Source organism: Mucilaginibacter sp. PAMB04274 (assembly GCF_039634385.2).
GTDB lineage: Bacteria > Bacteroidota > Bacteroidia > Sphingobacteriales > Sphingobacteriaceae > Mucilaginibacter.
In genome coordinates this window covers 4,179,882-4,200,709 of record NZ_CP155081.2, presented here as the reverse complement: position 1 = coordinate 4,200,709, position 20,828 = coordinate 4,179,882, and the positions used below count along the sequence as shown (strand labels likewise).

Here is a 20,828-nt window from a genome sequence, read left to right as displayed (position 1 = left end):
TTATTGGTTGTTAATGCCCAGGGCATCTTTATAGATTTGTACTTGCTGTTGGGGTTCATCAGCGCTCAAAATTCCTGATATAACGGCTACCCCATCAAAAGGCGTTTCTTTCTTTAATGTTACCAGATTGGATGGTGTTATTCCGCCCGAAACAAAAATAGGTATGGTAGTAATAGAGCGTGCCTGCCTAACGGTGGCTGGCATTACAATATCACAGGTGCCTGCCGATGGCGAAGGGAACATGGCGCAGAACGAGACATAGTCCAGTTGTTGTTCGTTTGCCCATCTTACGGTGTCCAGGTCATCAGAACAGGTTATACCAGCCATGAATGGTCGCCCGACAGATGCTAGGATCGAATTGTAATTCGCAGGTATCGTATCAAAATGTACACCATCAATAAAGGAAGTCGTCATCAGTAGTTGCCAGTCTTCATTAATAAACAACGGTACATCGTAGGGCCTGCAAAGCGCTGCAATAGCTTCTATCAGCTTAAACTTGTCAGTCCCTTCGGTCCAATTATTCCATATTTGCAGGGCACTTAAGCCACCGTGTAGCGCCGCTTCCAACTTTTGTAGCAATAGGCTTTCAGGCATAGCCGGGTCCAGTACTAGGTATACGCCACCGGTAATCTTAAACTCTTTCTTCATCATTTCCATCCGTTTTTATAGGCTGAAAAGAAAGCATTCCAATAGGGGTCTGTGCTATAGTAAGGCATTTCCTCTTCTATACCGTTCTTCACCAATTTGCAGCCATGCTCTTTGGACGTAAACTCACCAACTATAGTTGCCTTGATATGATGCTGGGCCAAGCGTTTCAATACGTTTTCGGCATGATCGTTCTTGGTAGCTATGATCATGGATCCGGCACCTATGCAATAACGAACATCTACATTAAACAGGTCACAAATTTGTTTTTGAGTTTGACCAATTGGCAGCAGTTTATCATGTACAGTAACGCCATTGCCTGATGCTATGGCCATTTCGTATATCGCGCCCAAAACACCACCTTCTGTCACGTCGTGCATGGCAGTCACGTCCTGGTAGTGGTACTCGGTACCCGCAGCAACCAGGGCATCAGGCAGGGAAGAGGTTTGGTAGAACATCTCGCAGCCTTGATCATAAGCTTCCTTGCCGAGTTTGCTTTTTACCGTCTCGGGAAAACACATGGCCAGGAGTGCAGATGAGGAAACGGCGCATTCTTTAGTTACAATGATTACATCGCCTGCTTTGGCTTTGCTGCTGAGCAAAACCTGATCTGTGGGCGCTGTTAGCAGCATAGTGCCACCACCCGCAATAGTAGAGTTTTGCCCTTCAATGCTGCCTGTATGGCCGCCGGTAATGGCAACACCTATACGCTTACAATACTCATGTATGAAATTCCAATAGGTAGTAAAATCCTGTTCAGTTAAATACGGTGGAAGGTTTAGTACCATTTGTGCATACATGGGTGCAAAACCGGTGGTAGCCATGTCATTTGCCATCAGGTGTACCGATAGCCAGGCAGATTCTTGCAACCCCAGAGATGGTATAAGCGATAAGGGATCACTGGTGAGCGCTAAGCCTAACCCGGCACCCATATGAATGAGCGATACATCTACGCCAAAAGCTGGCCCGCTGATTACTTCACTTCGTAAGTGTCCGCAGTGCGGCAGTATGATCTGCTCAAAACCGCCACCTGATATTTTTCCGGATAAAGACATGGAAACTAAGGCTTAATCCAAAAATTTAACATACAGGCCAAAAAAGTCACCCACGGGCACACTCCATTGCTGCACCGGGAACCACTCTGGTAAGCCGGTACAAGTCCACTCCAAACTGTACTGTCGGCCTTTCAATGCCTCACTGATCTTTTCAATCAGCATAGCAGGTGTATAAAATGTAGCAGTAACATAAAAGGGATTTTTGCCAAACAGCTGTTGAATACGCCTGCGCAATACCTTGGGCGAATTGCGATTCATCATACCAAATGCAATGCCTTGCCTGCCTACGCGTGCGGCCTCACGTATAACCTGTACCGGGTCTCGGTAGTACTCAAAGGTGGTGATGAAGGCTACAGCATCGAAGGTATTATCTTTAAATGGCATAAAGTGCGAATCGGCATTAACCAGATCACCTTCAAAAAGGTGCACAGCCTGGCCTAACATGAAGGGGGAAATATCGCCACCGGTGGCTTCAATGCCTATTTCGTGCCACCAGCGAGTAAATCGAGTGGTACCGCAGCCAAACTCAAGCAGCTCTTTTACGCGCGGGTCCTTACCCAGCAATTGGGCCATCACCTTCTTTTGCCATACTTCGGCTCTTTTGTAGCGGCCTTCGTACCATTGTTCATAAGTGTCGGTGTGCTCGCGGTTAAAAAACCACTCTTTGCGCCCCTGCCAGTTTGTGAGGCTTTGGGTCATCAGGCCAAAGCTGTTGTTTTTCTCCAGTTCCATTTATTCAAAAGGTATAAAATGTAAAAAAGCCTTGCTTCCGGAGGCGCGCACAATAGCGGCAACAGAAACAAGGCTTTAATCTTATAGAATAAACGGCACTGTGGTGCCGAAAAGATTAGTAACTAGCCTGTGCATCCCTACGCCGGTATTATCCGTATCAGGTTTCTCGGGTATTATCTCAGCCTTTTATCTTTTGGTAAAAAGCACCCCGTGCAAGTATGTTAACAAACATAGCTAATTATTTCAAGGTTCCCCACTTTTCTTCATACTTTATCTGAAATGACCTAAGCGCCAAAAGAAAAGACTGCAATATTTGATTTGCAGTCTTTTTGCTTTAAAATCGACTGGGCAAGAAAAAGGTGGAAGACCTTATGTTTCCACCTCGTTTGATATTTGGATATAAGATTATGAGAATAGACCATGCTCCATGGAGGCCTACCGACTATCAGCCGTTAATGCTTTTTATCTTTATTCATTTTCGCTTTTACACCAGCTCTGTAATTGTAGGTTTTAGCATTGCTGGCTTTCTTTTCGTGAAATGCGGCTCCGGGAGCATCATCATCTGCTTTTGCTTTGGCAGCTTTCTTTTCGGCAACATCAGCCAATGTGCGTTCCTTTTCAACAATCAAATTTTCCGGTAATTCTCCTAAGGGAATTTTTTGGCCAGTGGCTTGTTCAACTTTTTTGACTAAGCTTAGTTCAATATCCGTAGCGAATGTGATAGCCATGGTTTCATTTTCATCATCTGGCGAATCTTTGATCATCCGGCCTATATAGGTTTCTTTTTCAGTCGGCAGTTCAAAATGAATCAGGAACGGGATCTCCTCCAGGTCCAGTTTCTGTTCTCCATCGTTAACCACAATCAGCACCCGGGTAGCGGCATTTTTAAACTCATGCAGCGATGTAAAGCCATCCATCTCAAAAAACCACGGGTTTAATAAAGCCGCTGTGCATCTCCGGTCGCGCAAGCTCTTGTAAAGTTTTTCTGCCGTTGGGCGGGTGTTTACAAACAGTACCACTTTGGTGAACAGGTCTTCATCCTGCATAAACAGGTTCAATAGATTCACTTTCGTGCCAAAGTTAGGCAGCAGGTATAATAGCTGCGAATGCATATCATACTGCGGCTCTCCTATTTCTTCAACCTCAACAGTGGCCGGTTGCCTCATGAAAGGCGTTATCATTTTGTTTAAGCGCTCATGTAGTACTTCAGTAAAAACGAGGTGCTGGCATTTAGGGATGCTATCAGCCAGTTCGGTAACGGGTAATTGCAAACCTTGCTTAACCATCAGTTCCGCATCATCAATAACCAGCAGTTCTATTTTATTGACATCCAAACCTAATTTAAGGTAAATGGCACGCGCTCTGTCGGGTGTTGCAACCACAATATCTGCACCATCGGTCAGGGCATTCATTTGGGCTTCCATGCCAGGAGCGGCAAATAGAGGAACTATAGAAAGCATTTTATTTTTGTTGAGCTGACCGATTTTAGCTATAACCTTTTCTACCTTTTCTTTATCAGGTACCAGTATCAAAACTTTCGGTACACCATCGGGCGTATAGTTAAACTTATTGAGCGTGGCTAATATATAGGTAGTGGTTTTGCCGCAACCTTCGGGGCCAACTGCAATTAGGTCCTGACCGCCGTTAATACGCGCCAATGTTTTTTGCTGAATCTCTTTAGGAGCTACGAAACCTGCTTCATTTAAAGATTGTACTAACCCTTTTTTTAGCTTCAATTTATCTAACCACGCCATATCTAGTATTTTAAAAATCCCGCAGGGGGCTACAAATCTATCCTTTTTAAGGCGCATTTTTAGGTCCGGGCTTAAATTGGCTTAAAAAGTAATTTAATATCAGTTGTCCTTTGGATAAGTCTATGGAGTGTTCGTTAGGTATATCAAAAATCCTGGTTACGCCATAAGCAACATCTCTACCCAGTCGATATTTTTCTACAAGTGTACGTAACAGCAAATCAATTTATTCCTAATTATCAAATAGTAGGTCGTGAGAAAGCTCGATAACGAATAGAATGGAAGTGGACCAAGTAAAGGAAATGACTTTTGAAGGATCTTTTAGTGTTTCATATGATGAATTGATTTTAAAGCGAGAATCATCAATATAAACTATATCAAATGTATCGTTTCCGTATTTCCATACTGGTTGTATTGAACACTTATAGAATAATAATTAAGTTTTAATCTATATGGTTAAAAGCGTTTTCTAATCATGCACTTTTTATATAAATTATGCTTAAATACTTGCCTTTATGTTAATATCGTGTTAAATTACCTGTGTTATTCGGAATGCTGTCCTCTACGGTTCCTTCTGAGTGGCTTTGTTTGATTGAGTGTTAACTATTAAATATGAATCCTAACATAGGAAATCTCTACAAAATTGCAAATCAACCTATACGCACTATTATCGGTTTGATGTCGGGAACATCATTTGACGGATTGGATGTTGCTTTATGCGAATTTACAGGTACCGGAACTAATACTTCTGTCAAAGTAAAAAACTTTATTACCAAAGAATATAGTGCTGAATTTAAGGAGGAAATCAAATCTATTTTTGCCAAAAAAGAGGTTGATCTGAAGAAGACCACTGTACTTAATGCTTTTATCGGATGTTATTATGCCGAACTTATACAAGAGTGTCTTACGGAATGGGAAATCAGCAATAAAGAGGTTGATCTGATTGCCAGCCATGGGCAAACCATCTTTCATGCTCCCAAACACCTTCATCCTCATGATGGTTACGGTAATGCTACTTTGCAAATTGGCGACGCCGATCACCTGGCGGTAAAAAGTGGCATTATAACCTTAAGTGATTTTCGCCAGAAACATATTGCAGCCGGCGGTGAAGGTGCACCGCTAGCAGTTTACGGAGATTACCTCATTTTTTCGGATGCTGTTGAAAATCGCATTATGCTTAACGTAGGTGGTATAGCCAATTTTACCTATTTACCAGCAGGCAAGGCCGACCAGTTTTTTTCAACCGATGTTGGACCTGGCAATACCCTGATGGACCAGTATGTGCAAGCAAACTATCCTGGGTTATACTACGATAAGGATTCAGAGCTGGCTTTACAGGGCAAAGTAAATCAGGTATTGCTGCATGCGTTACTGGATCACTCTTTTTTTGTTGCACCATTTCCTAAAACCACCGGCCCCGAGTTGTTTAACTTAGCGTATCTTGATAATGCCATGCATAAGTCCGGCCAGGTCAATCTTTCATCAAATGACATTTTAGCAACGCTGGCATGTTTTTCTGCAAACGCAATAATTAATGCCATCGAAACGACAATAGCAACAACCGGTAGCTTTGAAATTTATGTAAGCGGAGGCGGAATGTACAACCCGCTTTTGATCTCTTATATTGAAAAGCATTTTTCTAAGAAAATCAAATCAACAACGTATCTTGGTATAAACCCGGATGCAAAGGAAGCTGTACTCTTTGCCTTGTTGGCTAACGAAGCTGTTGCAGGTAATGCTGAAAGTTTAAAAAGCACGGTTGGTATCCCTCGAGTATTTATGGGAAAAATAAGCTTTCCTCAATAAAATTGCATGTATAATTAAAATTAACCACCCCTAATATGAAACAAATCTTACTATGTCTAAAAACAGCGAGAGTCCTGTCGGCTGTGTTTGTTATGCTCTGTTTGGGGCAAATTGCTTTGGCGCAAAATAGGCAAATTATAAAAGGCGTTGTTAGAGATGCCCGGGATAAAGAACCTGTTATAGGCGCGGTAATCAGGCTGAGCGGAACTAATCTGGGAACCGCAAGCGATGTTAATGGCGCATACACCTTAAATGCAAGTGTGCCTAATGGCAATTATGCTGTGGTCGTTTCATTTACGGGTTACCGGCCGGTTACAAGGCAAGTCACCCTCAACCAAAACCCAGTTACGATAGATATTGAGCTTTCTGAGGATGCATTAAATTTAAATGAAGTAGTAGTGACCGGTACCGGAGCCGCTACCAGCAAAAAGCAATTGGGTAATGCGATCTCCACCGTATCATCAAGAGATCTGGAAAATAGCACGGCTACTTCTATAGACCAGGCTTTGGCGGGTAAGGTTGCCGGCGCGCAAATATCACAAAACTCCGGCAACCCGGCTGGTGGCATAAGTGTGCGGCTAAGAGGAAACAGTACTATTGCAGGTTCAAGCGACCCTTTATATATAATTGATGGTGTGATCGTAAACAACAGTTCAAGCGAATTGATAGATTTGGGCGGCTATTCGCAAAACAGGCTGGTAGATATTAATCCTGCCGATATTGACCGCATTGAGATCATCAAAGGTGCCGCAGGTGCGGCTATTTACGGTTCAAGGGCAAGCAATGGTGTAGTGCAAATCTTCACGAAAAGAGGAAAATCAGGCGCACCAGTAGTGAATATTTCTACGCAGTTCCGGTCTAACTCGTTGCGTAAAAAACTGAAATATAATCAATATCCTTTCCGGTTTGCAAATACGACGGCTACCGATCTAACGCAGGTTCCTGTTGAACGTTACGACCTGCAAGACCGCATATTCCGCAACGCTTACGGTAACGAAACCAACGTGTCGGTTTCGGGCGGTACCGATAATACGCAGTATTACATGAGTGGAAGCTATTTAGGTAATCAAGGCATTATCGACAATTCAAATTTTCAAAGAGGTACAGCCCGTTTAAGACTTGATCAAAGGTTTAACAACTGGATTAAAGTATCCCTTGGCCTAAATTATAGTTTAAGTGGCAGCAAGGAAATACCTAATGGTGGTATTAATGAGGCATATGGCGCGTTAACAGGCTTTATTTTTGGTAATAATTTTGTAAATTCAGATCCGAACCCGGTTACCGGAATTTATCCAACACTGGCACCGGCCGGTTTGTTGCGTACCAATCCGCTCGAAGCGATTAACAGGTTTGATTTTAGTCAAAAAACCAGCAGGCTCATAGGCGATTTACAAGTGAATATGACGCCGGTAAAAAACCTGTCTATCAATTACACATTAGGTTACGACAACTCCACCCAACTGGCTACCGGTTTTATTCCTATTGGTAACACATCACCCTCGTTCAGCACAGGTTTTGCACGCAGGGCAGATCGAATTGCTTTATTATTGAATAACGACCTTAATGTAAGTTATAAAGGCAAACTCGGCGACTTTGAGTTTACCACAGCGGCGGGTGCCACAGCTCAAACCGAGCGCGTAAGCACTGCCGGTATTACAGGCACGCAATTAAGCCCCGGAAGTCGGGTAGCATCCAGTGGAACAAATCTGATTGTAACCGACATCCGGTCAACATTAAACATATTAGGTTTTTATGCACAGGAAACCATTGGTTTTAAAGGCAAGTTGTTTTTAACAGGTGCCATACGTAATGATGTGGCCTCCTCTTTTGGTAAGGACAACCGGTGGCAATATTACCCTAAGGTAAGTGGAGCTTATCTGTTGTCAGAAGAAGATTTTTGGAAGAACTCTTCAATCGGTTCGGTAGTTTCTACCTTTAAATTAAGAGCTTCCTATGGGCAATCAGGTAATTTAACAGCTATCAATGCCTATGATCGTTTAACCAACTATAATGCTGCTTTATTAGCAGGCCTTCCCGGCGTATCTGCGCCGTTCCAGTTAGGCAATGCTACTGTTAAGCCGGAACGCCAGATCGAAAAGGAGATAGGCCTTGATGCAAGTTTATTTAATAATCGTTTAGGTTTTGAATTCTCTTACTATGACAAATCGGTTAAAGATTTATTGCTGCTGGTAAATTTACGGCCATCAACGGGTTACCTTTCGCAATATCAAAATATAGGCAATATGACCAATAAGGGCCTGGAGTTGTTAGTACGTGGGATTCCTATTCAACGCGAAAAGTTCAAATGGAACACTTCTGTGATCTTCTCTAAGAACAAAAATAAGGTGTTTGATATTCCGGGAGGTTTGTTAACCTTCCCTGGTGGTTTTGGTCAGGTTGCTGCGGTCGAAGGTTATCCGCTAGGGGCTTTTTATGCAACAGCTTTTGCTCGCAATGCCGACGGATCGTTATTGTTAACGCCTGCAGGTCTGCCTCAGCGTGAAACTACAGGTCGTAATGCTGCCGGTCAGCCAACGGGAACTATTGTAAACCGGGTAATTGGAGACCCTAACCCGCAATGGACCGGCTCTTTTATTAACGAATTCAACGTTGGCAAAGACTTTTCGTTTCGTATGCAGTGGGACGCTTCTTATGGGGGTGAGGTGTTCAATTTCACTAAACGTGTAGGCGACCGTGATTTATATGGTGGCTTGGCAGGTTACGAGCCAGAGCTGAGAGGTGAAGTGCCCAAAGGAACTTCAGCAGCGCTATTTCCCATCATGGAAAACTGGATTGAAGACGGTTCGTATTTAAAACTCCGCGAAATATCAGCTTCTTACAACCTGCGATTCAGATTCCTGAAAAAGAGGATTTTAAGGGTTACGTTATCCGGTCGAAATCTTTTGTCTATTGACAAATATAGTGGCTGGGATCCTGAAACCAATGCCGCAGGCCAAAGCGGAGCCGTACGCGGCTTCGATTTTGTGGAAGTGCCAATCCCGAGAACAATTGCTTTAGGGTTCAACTACAGTTTTTAACGTTATCAAATGAATTTTATGAAAATCACCTATAAAATACTAACCGTTGTGATGCTCGTGTTGGCATCATCATGTAAGCTCGATCAGGTAAATCCTAATGCCGCGGCCGATGAGCAGGTTTTAAGTTCCAGGGAAGGTATCATTGCCTTAAGTATAGGTTTAAGGCAGTATTATTCAACTTCGGGGCTAAGCAGCATTATCCTGGCCCCAAGCACAACATCGCGCGAGATGAAAGGCTTTGCTACTTTTACTACTGTTTTGGAACTTGAAGCCGGTGGTTCGGCCCTGCCTACGGCCAATGCCGGTATCTTAAATTACTGGTCATCTATGCAGCGGGAAATGACCATGTGCGAAAATGTGATTAACAACGCCCCGCAAATCTCTTCTATCGAGCCATCGCTTTTAAGTGGCATAATGGGGCAAGCCTACCTTTTTAAGGCAATGGCTTTAGCAGAACTTGCCATGGCGTTTCCACAAGCAAACATCAATACCAGCACATCGGCTCCGGTACAATTTGTGCCCCGCGAACAAGTTTTTGCAGAAGCTATCAGGCTATTAGATCTTGGTGTTGCTGCGGTAACTGCAAATACGCCTAACGCGAGCTTTGGAACAACTGTGGCAGGACCTGATTTTGATTTGGTCAATACACTTTATGCCATGGAAGCCCGAATTAACCTTATGGCTGGAAATTATCAGAAGGCTTTAAGCAATGCAAATTTGGTAGACCTGACCAAAACATCGAGGTTTACTTATACCACACAAAGCCCTAATCCGCTTAATACACTATTCAACATAACCAAATCATACGTACCACGTGATAATTTTGGCCTGCCCGCCAATTTATATTACCCGGGCGATCAACGTTACAACTTTTACTTTAACGGTATAAAAACCACTATTGGCGGTGAAGTAACGGTTGGCTTAACCGGTTTTGCGGCCTCGCCGACTACACCTATACCGGTATATTTAAATGATGAAATTAAGCTCATCAAAGCCGAAACCATATTACGTTTAAACGGATCGGTAACCGACGCGCTGGCACAAATTAACGCGGTACGCACGCAAACCTCAGGTGATTTAAATGGTGTAAATGCAGGTTTGCCTGCTTATAGCGGCGCGGTAACAACTGATGCCTTGTTGCTTGAGGTGTACAAACAGCGTTGTGCGGAACTTTATTTAAGCGGCCTTAAATGGGAAGACACCCGTAGGTTCAACCGCCCGGCACCACCAACAGACTTAAGTGAGCGCAACCGAATATTTTATCCTTACCCAGACCAAGAGCGTTTAAATAATCCGAATACTCCGGCAGATCCGGCTATATAGTAACTGCTTACAAAGGAGAGAAGGGGGTTCCCTTTTCTCCTTTTATTTTTTGTGAAAATGAAAAAGGGACTTTTTGTTTATTTGGTGTTGCTCATCAGCGTTGCACAAGCGCAAGATCATCTTACTAACTTAAAAAAGCTTAATAAGCTCCATGAAGCAGAAAACAACATCGTGTTGTTTAATAACGGCTCGAATGCTATACCTGTTAAAGAGCTGCCTGACCTGAATATTGCCAGCGTACATGTAAACTACAGCGAGTTTGGCGTGTTTGATAGTTTGGCCAACAAGTACTGTAAAGTTACCGGCTTAACAGCCGATACGTTAAAAGATGCTGCCGGGTACTATGCACTGCACGATAAGCTTAAACTGTACAATATGGTGATAGTTACGCTATCAGATAGGTCGCCTTTTAACAATTCTCTCCGTAATCTTATAAAAGATATAGAAAGCTATACCCGAGTTGTAGTAGTTTTAACAGGACCAGGAAAAAACCTTGGGTATCTCGATCAAATCAAGTCGCCGGTAATTTGGTATAAGAACGATACTCCTGAGGGAGCATCTATTGCAGCCCAACTCATTTTTGGCGGGGTTGCGGTGCCCAACCGACTTACAGAAAATTTTAGTAAAAAATTTATTAAGGGCAGCGGTTATACGGCAACTAAAATCCGCTTAGGGTATTCGCTTCCCGAAGCGGTAATGGTGAATGCTGATAAACTGAATAAAATAGATTCCATAATTGCCGCAGGTATTGCAAGTCATTCGGCACCTGCAGTAGTGGTGTTAGTAGCTAAAAACGGCGAAGTAATATTTAACAAAGCTTATGGTAAGCACACCTATAACGGAAATGAAGTAACAAAGCTTACCGATATTTTCGATATGGCATCTATTACTAAAGTTACGGCAACCACACCGTCTATCATGCACTTATATGAGCAGCATACAGTGGGGCTGGATTCGCCTATAAGCAAGTACGTGGCTTTGCTCCGAAATATCCCTGATAAAAAAGATGTTACCGTACGCGAAGCTTTGTTGCACGAAGCCGGTTTTACGCCCTACATCAAGTTTTACGAAAAGCTTAAACAACAGGATCTAAGTACCGATTCTTCAGCGGCATATCCTACCAAGGTAGCCGATCATTATTATTTGCGGGCCAACTACTTCAATGAGGTTATGTGGCCGGTAACCCTGGCATCAAGCGGTAATACCCGTGGCAAGTTTGTTTACAGCGATCTGAGCATGTACATGATGAAGGAAGTTTTCGAAACCGTAAGCCATCAAAAATTAAACGAATACGTATTAAGCAATTTGTACCGCCCCTTAGGTATGCAAGCAAGCGGCTACTTACCACGCAACCGTTTTAATATAGATAGAATTGTGCCCACAACCGAAAATGATAATTGGTTTAGGAACATGCTGGTTCAGGGCTATGTGAATGATCCGGGTGCTGCTATGGCTGGAGGAGTAGAAGGCCATGCCGGGCTTTTTTCCAACGCCAATGACCTGGCCATTTATTACCAAATGCTGCTTAATAAAGGCACCTATGGAGGCAGTAGGTATTTTGACAGTACAACAGTTGATTTGTTTACTTCCCGTCAGTCAAAAACATCATGGCGCGGGCTGGGTTTCGACAGGACAAACAAAAGTTCGGCTACTGATAAACGGTCTGAACTGGCTTTTGGGCACAGTGGTTATACTGGCACCTACGTTTGGGTAGATCCTAAATATAACCTGGTTTACATCTGCTTAACCAACCGGGTTTATCCGGACGACGGGAAAACATATGGACCGGCAAAAGTGAATATCCGTTCACTGGTGCTGGATGCCTGTTACGATGCCATTACCGATAACGATAAAAAAGAAATACATAAATAGGCCAATTTAGCTAGGGTACATTTACCCTGAACCTCCGCTCTTATATAGCAGCGACTCGAGAAATATCTATAAACATGGAACTAACTACAGAAGAAGAATCTAAATACGATAATTTGGAGGAGTTATCCCTTGCTGAATTTTAGAAAGCATAATAACAAAGATCAAAGCATGCCTTTAGCTTTCTACAAATAGCAAAAGATGGTAAGGTTAGAGTTATGTCGTTGATGGTAAACAGCGGTTTCCAGAGTATTAGGTAACTCGGTGCATAAAATCGAATTTTAGCACCAAAATAAAAGCCTGCAATTATGTGATCTGCAGGCTTTTATTTGTTTTTAACACGGTTATCTGCGGAGAGGGCGGTTCAGAATTTTGTATGAAAATTGCCTCTAATAATGCTATAATGCAGGTTTTGCAAAATAGGTCTCGCTAAAAACCTGCTCAAATTATATTACTTCTTCACAATCTGATGATATAAGTTCAAATTGTTATCCATAAAAAGGTGAATCGAATTATTCAGGTTTGTGAATGAGCAGCTCAGAAATAAGCGAGCTGTTCATTGATAGAACAAGGGTTATATTGGTTAACTGACTAGCTATAAATGCAGTTTGCGTCGGTAGCAGTTAAGTTAAAGTCACCTAATCAATTCTTTTATAAATGTGATCAATTAGTTCAACTTCAAACGTAATTGATTTCAATATCGTTTCTATAACTCTTTTTAGCGCTCTCAATAGCTGTTACCAGACAGAGTTTAGCTCTAATGAGCAAACTTTTTGAGCAATACAGCAAATAATCAAAGCTAGCATCATCGTAATTTGCGCTCATAATCAGGATGTGTCGGTTTAGTCTTGTTTGCAGCTTACATATCTTGTCGTCAGGGGGCTGTCTGTTTGTGCATCGCAAAGGTTCTTACTATTGAACGTTATTGTGGTGAAGATTTGATGGGCAGCGACTTGGCATTCTAAGTTTAATATAAATTAAATCATAATGAAAAAAACGACGGTAGGTCTTATACTCATTTTAACAGCTTCCACTATTGCCTGCTCGGTTTCAAATCGGCTGCCCTCTGATAACAAAATGAACAAGTATCCAATGTGGACCGTGAATAATTGGAAAGGCGTAACCTGGGGAGGGGCGTGGGATAAATGGCAAAAAGAAGACGGCGGTTATGACGCTGCAGGTGTGAAGAGTGATGTTGATGACATGAAGTATGCCGGCGTGCATTGGGTGCGTATGACTTTTAATCCCAGCGAATCTTACGAAAAAACAATTGACCCTAAGGTTGATGCGGCTGTGAATGCAGGCATTAGTATATTGATGCGCTTTACTAAAGGCACCCCTGCCAAAACTTATGGCACCGAGGAACAGGAAGCTGCCAACGAAGCATTTTTAAAACAGACCGTTTTACGGTATAAAAACCGTATCAAATACTGGGAAATAAGTAACGAACCTAATTTGGCCGAATCCTGGGATATTGGAAAGCGGGTAGGTGAGGGATCGGGCGATCCTAATACGCCTTATAACCAAGGCGTACATAAATATGTGTTGCATTTGAAACGCTGTTATAAAGCTATTAAATCTGTATATCCTGAGGCGGTAGTATTGATGGGTGGCCTATCAGAATGGCATATGGAAACGTTTATGGATAGGTTCACTGCTGAAGAAGGTTACCTATATTGCGACGAGGCAAATGTGCATCCATACGGTCCAACGCCGGCTGCGGTAATTGATCGTTTAAACGCCTTTAAGCAAAAAATGAGCATATGGCCTGGAGCGCATCGCAATAAACCTATTTGGATTACTGAAATAGGTTTTCATACGCAAACTAATTGGCCAAACAACCCAGGCAGGGTAGCCAGTGAGGAAGATAAAGCAATTAACCTGACTAAAGTTATGCAGTTGCTCCAATCAAATCTATCGCCACGCAGACCTATATTTTGGTATTGCCTTAACGAAAAAACTAACAATCCGGGCTATGGCTTAACTTTTAAATATTTTGCCGATAGCAACCTTCAGCAGAAGCGGCTTCCGGCAATCGAGGCTTATAAAGCAATCTCGGATAAATAACGATTGGCATTATCATATGAATTAGCCCGGCGCCTTAGTGCCGGGCTTTTTATTTTAAAAAGGATCAATTTTTAAAATAGTGCTGAAATAGATTATTGTAACGAGAATAGGTTGGTTAGAGCAAGTATTAGGGTCGGTTGAGCAAAGGTTGTTTTTAAGTAATCATTTTATTTGCTCTGTTTCTTAACCAAATACTTAACCAGACATTTCAGCCCGGTTCTCAGCCCGGCTCTAATGTTAAACCATTTTAAATTATGAAAAAATTACTTCTACTATTGCTGGTGGCGGCTTGCCTTGTTGCATGCAAAAAAAACCTTACGTCATTTGAAACGGAAAATGCTGCCGAAAGCAAACGATTCAAGACGATGGATCTTTCCGGGTCAAGTTTTACAACGAATAATTGGAAGGGTGTTACATGGGGCGGACCATGGAACAAATGGGGAACAGACACTACCGGTACTGGATTACCAGACATCGGGCCGTACAATCTGGATGGAATCAATTCTGACGTTGATGACATGCATGATGCCGGTATACACTGGGTACGTATGAGCTTCAAAGTAGGACAGGATATGGAGCGCGATATCGACCCGAAAGTTAACGCAGCCGTGAGTGCCGGGCTCAACATACTAATGCGTTATATGAAAGGCCAACCATTTAGAAGTTACGGTACCGAAGCACAGGAAAGTGCCAATGAGACTTTTTTAAAAAATGTTGTAGCGCGTTACAAAAGCAAGATTAAATATTGGGAAATTCACAACGAGCCTAACTTGACTAATCAATGGGATTTAGGAGACCGTGTTGGTGAAAATTCTACCGATCCGAATACACCTTACAATTTAGGTGTGCACAAATATAATTCGCACCTCAAACGCAGTTACAATGCTATTAAAAGCGTAGACCCTTCGGCCACGGTGATAATGGGCGGATTATCTCACTGGACCAACCATTATCTCAACTTTTATGCCCGCATGACGGCTGATAGCGCTTACGCCTATACCGATGGCATCAATATTCACCCTTACTCAACCAATGCAACAGGTGTTATGAATGTCATACGCGCAACAAAGAGTGCAGCCAGCACCTGGGGGGCATCTCACAAATCGGTTTGGGTAACCGAGATTGGCTATCAAACATCCTGGACAACTTTAACCAGTTATGTAAGCAGTGAGGCCACTAAAGCCAGTTACCTTACTGAAACCATGGATTCACTTGTGGCTAATTTATCGCCTATGCGACCTATATTTTGGTACAATATTCATGAGCCATCATCAGCTACCGGTTTTGGCTTAGAGCAAAAAACCTTAAGCAGCGGCACGGTATCTGCTACTAAACTTGCTGCGCATACTAGTTATAAGGCCATGAGTGACGGTGCGACAGCCATTACATTAGTTAGCGAAGATTTTGAATTTGGTAACAGTCCTAACCCTCCAGATTTCTGGCAAATTACCAATGCCAGCAGTACCGCATCTGAAGTGCGTTATACCGGCAGTAATTTGGTGTTGCGCTTATCGGATAATAATTCGGCAGGAACCACAAAAGCACGCAAAACTTTCACTACATCAAGCGGTATAATTACATGCGAGTTTAAGTTTAACGAAGCTGATGTAAATAAATACACCCGTTACCGGCTTATGTATGGCGGTAACGACTTAATTGTTTTAGGCACTGTTTATAATGGTACCACTACCCAACTTAATTACATAAATGCATCAGGTACCAAGACTGGGCTGCAAAATATTAGTGCTAATACTTGGTACACAGTGAAAGTTGTGGCCAGCACCGCAACCGATCAAGCAGACATTTATGTGAACGGCGTATTAAAAGCGTCGGGGGTTGCTTTTAACAATGTTACTACCAACATTAACGCTTTCGAAGTGGAGACCGGTAATAGCTACACAGGCGCCGTTGCCATGGTTGATGACATTTACATCAGGAAATAGATAAATAAAACCGGGCAATTATGTTGTTTTCGGAGAGCTGTACGGGTGCCTGTAATTAAAATGTGAAAACGGAAGAACCACCTACTAGCAAATCATTCAAAACGACGTAATTGCCGGGTTTAATTGAATAAACTTATAAATCAAGAAACTTTATTCGACCCCTTACCCTCTAATTGCTGTTGAAATTGAGATGGCGTTACACCAAACTCTTTTTTAAAGATAGTAGTGAAATACGATTGCGATAGTATACCTACCCTGTACATTACCTCGGTAATCAATACATCCTCATGAGTCATGATCTCTGTGGCTTTTTTTAACCGTAACGATCTGATGAATTCGTTGATGGTTTGCCCTGTTATGTCTTTTATTTTTTTGTAAAGTTTGGTTTTGCTGATGCCTATCTCCTGGCATACCCAATCTACGTTCAAATCCGGATCTTCCAGTTTCTCTTCTAGCAAACTCAGCAGGTCATTCATAAATGCCTTGTCTTTAGAGGTGTGTACCAGTTCGCGCACTTCAACCTGGTAATCTTTATAATACCGTTCTTTAATTTTTTGGCGCTGCTCAAACAAGTTTTTAATGGTGATCAATAAAAGGTTGGTATTAATGGGTTTACTGAAGTAGTAATCAGCTCCCGACTCAACACCCTGTAAACGGGACTCAATAGCATCCTTTGCGGTAAGCATGATAAACGGTATGTGACTTGTTTCAAAATCAGCTTTAATGGCAGCACAAAATTCAATACCATCCATCACCGGCATCATTAAATCGCTCATAATCAAAGCAGGCGATTGTTCTTTAGCTTTATCTAGGCCCTCCTGTCCATTTCTAGCTTCAATGATTTGATAAAAAGGCTGTAATAGCTCTTTAATATAAGCACGCAGCTCTGCGTTATCATCTACAATTAATACTAACGGTGAACTTTGGAGTGTTTGATCAGTAGATAATTCTAAAGTATCTGATGCAATTTTGGGCTTATACAAAAGTTCTTTATACTTCATACTTTCCAACTGTACACCTCCTTCAGCAGGGTGTTCTATCCACATTTCGCTTTGGCTATAGTCGGCTGGGTGGCATGGCAAGGCTACAATAATATTAGTGCCCTGGTGGCGCTCACTGTTAACCAACAAGTATCCTTTGTGTAATAAGGTTAGCGTTTTAACAAAAGCCAACCCCACGCCCGAACCTAAATGGCTATCTGTAATGCGATAATAGCGCTCAAATAGGTAACTGATGGAATCTTTAGAAATGCCGATGCCCGAATCGCTTATGCTGATATACAGATACTTTTTTGCTTTGTAGTCGTTATCAATTTTAAAGGTGTTACTATAAGGTGTTGTAAAGCCTTCTAACGATGCTAAAACTTCGATATTGATATGACCTTGCTCGGGGGTGTATTTAAAGGAGTTGTTGAGTAAGTTGAGTAATATTTTTTCAACCACTTGCCGGTCAAAATAGGCGTTATTAAAATTAGCATGCTTTTTTACAGTGAATTGTATTTGATGCTGCCGGGCTAAATCTTCAAACTCAAGTGCAATCTCATCAATAAAAACCGAAAAATTGCTTTCCATAACCTTCAGCTTTAATGCACCTGATTCTGCCTTTCTAAAATCCATTAATTCGCTGATGAGTTGCATTAAGCGGTTTGCATTGCGATGTATGGTGTGGAATTGACGGGTAAATGCCGAGCCGGTATCTTGTTTTAAAATTTGTTCTAACGGTCCGAGTATCAAAGTAAGCGGCGTCCGAAACTCATGCGATATGTTGGTGAAAAACTGCAATTGCAACTGGTGCATTTCTTCACGCTTTTGCTCATGTATTGCCCTAAGTTCAGATTTTCGCCTGTAATAGAGGTATAAGAAGATAGAACCAGTAATGCTAAGCCCGGCTAGTAATTTAAACCACCAGGTAAGCCAAAAAGGCGGACGAATGATAACGTCAACCGAAGCGGGCTGCGTGTTCCATTTACCATCGGGCGTACTGGCTTTTACATAAAAAGTATATCGTCCCGGATCAAGGTTGGTATAAGTTGCCTTACGTTGCGTACCTACTTTATTCCATCCCTTGTCAAATCCTTTTAAAAAATAAGCGTACTGTGTTTTTGCCGGTGCTACATAATTTAAGGCCGCATATTCAAACGAAAATACAGATTGATTATAATCAAGCGTTACCCTTTCAGCTTCGGTAATAGACTTATCAATAATTTTATCTGATGTGCCAGCCTTGATGCTTTTGTTAAATATCTGCAAATCGGTGATATATATGGGATAGCGGTAAGGGTTGCTGGCTATACTATCGGGGTTAAAAACATTGAACCCTTTAAAGCCGCCAAAAAGCAATTGACCGTTTCGGGTTTTTAAGCAGGCATTTTGACAAAATTCCAATCCCTGAAGCCCATCTGCATCAGTATAGCGTTTTATATAACCGTTTGCCGAATTAAAGCTGATAAGACCATTGCTTGTACTTACCCACAGGCTGGCGTTTTTGTCTTCAATTATTGCCTGTATTTTTTCGTTCATTAAATATTGGTGGGTGGATGCTAAGCCAAATTGTTTTTTTGCCGGATTAAATAAGTAAAGCCCATTACTGCCTACCCACAACCGATGTTTGGTGTCTGTATAAATTGTGCGTATGCTGCCAGTCTGACCTTCTTTTACATTATAAAAATAGTGTGTGAATTGCCGTGTTTGAAAATTAAGGCAGTTCAAACCCCCGTCATCCGTTCCGAACCATAGGTTGTTTTGGTAATCTTGATTGATGCTTACTACGTTGTTACCAATAAATTCGGTTTGGCTGTTAAACGATTTAGTGATGCGGCTAAACTTTTCTGTTTTGGGGTTAAAGATGTTTAAGCCGCCATAGAAGGTAGCAACCCATAAATTTCCCTGTTTATCCTCAAAAATACGCCAGACATTATTTGAGCTAATCGAATTTGGATCACCATCGCGATGAACGTAGCGTTTAAAGGTTCCGTTAGCCGGGTTGTACAGGTTAAGGCCTCCACCCCAGGTGCCTACCCATATATGGCCCTGCCGGTCTTGCATAATATGCAAAATTGCGTCAGAGCCTATGGTGTTTTCTTGCTTTGCGTTGTACCGGTATTGTTTGAATTGATCGGTTAGTGGGTTCCATAAATTTATGCCGCCGCCATCGGTGCCTACCCAAATGGTTCCCGACTTGTCTTCAAAGAAAGTTTTGACATCCTTATAGGAAAGCATTCCTGATGCTGAACCCTGTGTATAGGTTTTAAATTTGTAGGTATTTGACCGGTAGATGTTAGCACCACCACGGTGTGTGCCTATCCAAATATTGCCTTGTCTGTCTTCAAATAAAGCCGAGGCAGTTTTCTGAGAAAGGCTATAAGGCTTGTTAGCGTTATTTTCATACCTGCTAAAAGTTTTCGAAGCCGCATTCCATAAGTTAACACCACCATTTTCGGTAGCTATCCAAACCTGGCCTTTACTGTCGCACAAAATACTTTTAACTACATTATTTGACAAGCTGGCCGTGTTATATTGCTGGTTAATATAATTGTGAATTTGATTGGTTTGGCGGTCATAAACAAATACACCATTACCAGTGGTGCCTATCCACAATTTATTTTGTTTGTCAACTTCAATAGTTTTAATGCGCAAGGTGGCTACCTCATTTAACCTCCCCGTTGGCTTTAGGAATTTTTTTGATTTTATGTCGAAGGATAATACACCGTTGCCATCGGTCCCGATAAGCAACCGGGCCAAAGTATCCGGATGTATACAGGTTACGGTAGGAGAGGATTTACCACTTGTTCGAGGCAACACATAGTATCGGAACGTGCCGTTTTTCCAATCAAACCGGTGCAGCCCCGCCGCAGTACCTAGCCACAAATAACCCCATTTATCTTCGCTAATACAATTAATGATATTACTAGTCAGTTGTCCTTTAGTTGTGTGACGCGTGTAGCGGATGAATGAATTAGAGTTTCGGTTATATTGATTTATGCCGTGCTCGGTAGCCACCCAAAGGCGTTGCTTACTGTCTTCAAAAATTTGAGTGATATTACTATTGCTAAGGGTATGTTCGCTGGTGCCGTTACTTTTAAAAGAGGTAATGCGGTAGCCATCGTAAAGGTTCAGGCCATCTTCGGTACCCAGCCAAATGTATCCCTTGCTATCTTGAAAAATACTGGTTACCGTACTGTTCGACAGGCCCTGCTCACGTGTCAGATAGTCAAATTTTATTTCAGGCAATTGAGCAACCACGCTTTTACTAGTGAGCATTACACAAAGCATAAGCAACAAGCCCACAATGCCTGCATTTTTAATGTACGCGTTCAAAAACATAAGAAGCAAGAAATTGGCAAATTGGCCAATAGCAGGTTTATAATTTGTAATAATGCAAATTACACAAAAAATTACGAATGTGTAATTGAGGCGTGTTACGTATCACTCAAATAGTGCCTTTATCGTATCAAAATGCCTTTTTCTGGTCATCAGGAATATCTTTTAGGTCAAATCAGCAAATAAAAGGCTCAACAGAGCAAGCTGGTTAATTTCGCAATAAGGTAATTTGCGACATAAACCAATTAAAAACGCGAACCTGCTAAAAGGTGCAGTATCT

11 protein-coding genes and 1 riboswitch are annotated in these 20,828 nt (G+C 42.1%); of the genes, 6 read left to right on the top strand and 5 right to left on the bottom strand.

Annotated elements, in window-relative coordinates:
• The 4 genes from ABDD95_RS17660 to ABDD95_RS17645 form a co-directional block, all read right to left on the bottom strand.
• On the bottom strand, positions 1–651 hold the full coding sequence (locus tag ABDD95_RS17660; RefSeq protein ID WP_345948662.1) for a thiamine phosphate synthase: 651 nt from the start codon (positions 649–651) through the stop codon (positions 1–3).
• Positions 648–1,700 carry an AIR synthase family protein gene (locus ABDD95_RS17655; RefSeq protein WP_345948661.1) on the bottom strand — a complete coding sequence of 351 codons (1,053 nt, stop codon included), beginning with the start codon at positions 1,698–1,700 and terminating at the stop codon, positions 648–650. The genes ABDD95_RS17660 and ABDD95_RS17655 overlap by 4 nt, the downstream gene beginning before the upstream one ends.
• A gap of 12 nt (positions 1,701–1,712) precedes the next feature.
• The gene (locus tag ABDD95_RS17650; protein WP_345948660.1) at positions 1,713–2,432 is read right to left on the bottom strand and encodes a class I SAM-dependent methyltransferase; all 720 of its coding nucleotides are present in this window, start codon (positions 2,430–2,432) and stop codon (positions 1,713–1,715) included.
• A gap of 117 nt (positions 2,433–2,549) precedes the next feature.
• Positions 2,550–2,653: riboswitch (TPP riboswitch) on the bottom strand.
• Between the two features lie 231 nt (positions 2,654–2,884).
• Positions 2,885–4,186 carry a DEAD/DEAH box helicase gene (locus tag ABDD95_RS17645; RefSeq protein ID WP_345948659.1) on the bottom strand — a complete coding sequence of 434 codons (1,302 nt, stop codon included), beginning with the start codon at positions 4,184–4,186 and terminating at the stop codon, positions 2,885–2,887.
• 609 nt (positions 4,187–4,795) lie between these two features.
• Between ABDD95_RS17645 and ABDD95_RS17640 the strand changes: the two genes are divergently transcribed.
• The 6 genes from ABDD95_RS17640 to ABDD95_RS17615 all read left to right on the top strand — a co-directional run bounded on the left by ABDD95_RS17640 (position 4,796) and on the right by ABDD95_RS17615 (position 16,229).
• Positions 4,796–5,989 (top strand): anhydro-N-acetylmuramic acid kinase, encoded by a 1,194-nt coding sequence (locus tag ABDD95_RS17640; protein WP_345948658.1) that lies wholly within the window; start codon positions 4,796–4,798, stop codon positions 5,987–5,989.
• A gap of 35 nt (positions 5,990–6,024) precedes the next feature.
• A complete protein-coding gene (locus ABDD95_RS17635; RefSeq protein WP_345948657.1) occupies positions 6,025–9,027 on the top strand; it encodes a SusC/RagA family TonB-linked outer membrane protein in 3,003 nt (1,000 codons plus the stop codon).
• Positions 9,028–9,045: 18 nt separating this feature from the next.
• Complete coding sequence (locus ABDD95_RS17630) at positions 9,046–10,350, top strand: RagB/SusD family nutrient uptake outer membrane protein (RefSeq protein WP_345948656.1); 1,305 nt, start codon at positions 9,046–9,048, stop codon at positions 10,348–10,350.
• Positions 10,351–10,407: 57 nt separating this feature from the next.
• Positions 10,408–12,222: a serine hydrolase gene (locus ABDD95_RS17625; protein WP_345948655.1), complete on the top strand. Its 1,815-nt coding sequence runs from the start codon at positions 10,408–10,410 to the stop codon at positions 12,220–12,222.
• Between the two features lie 984 nt (positions 12,223–13,206).
• Positions 13,207–14,286 (top strand): glycosyl hydrolase, encoded by a 1,080-nt coding sequence (locus ABDD95_RS17620; protein ID WP_345948654.1) that lies wholly within the window; start codon positions 13,207–13,209, stop codon positions 14,284–14,286.
• Between the two features lie 254 nt (positions 14,287–14,540).
• Positions 14,541–16,229, top strand: a complete 1,689-nt coding sequence (locus ABDD95_RS17615; protein ID WP_345948653.1) for a hypothetical protein — start codon at positions 14,541–14,543, stop codon at positions 16,227–16,229.
• A 140-nt stretch (positions 16,230–16,369) separates the two neighbouring features.
• Here ABDD95_RS17615 and ABDD95_RS17610 read toward each other — a convergent pair whose 3' ends face one another.
• Positions 16,370–20,551 carry a two-component regulator propeller domain-containing protein gene (locus tag ABDD95_RS17610; protein WP_345948652.1) on the bottom strand — a complete coding sequence of 1,394 codons (4,182 nt, stop codon included), beginning with the start codon at positions 20,549–20,551 and terminating at the stop codon, positions 16,370–16,372.
• Between the last annotated feature and the right edge of the window lie 277 nt (positions 20,552–20,828).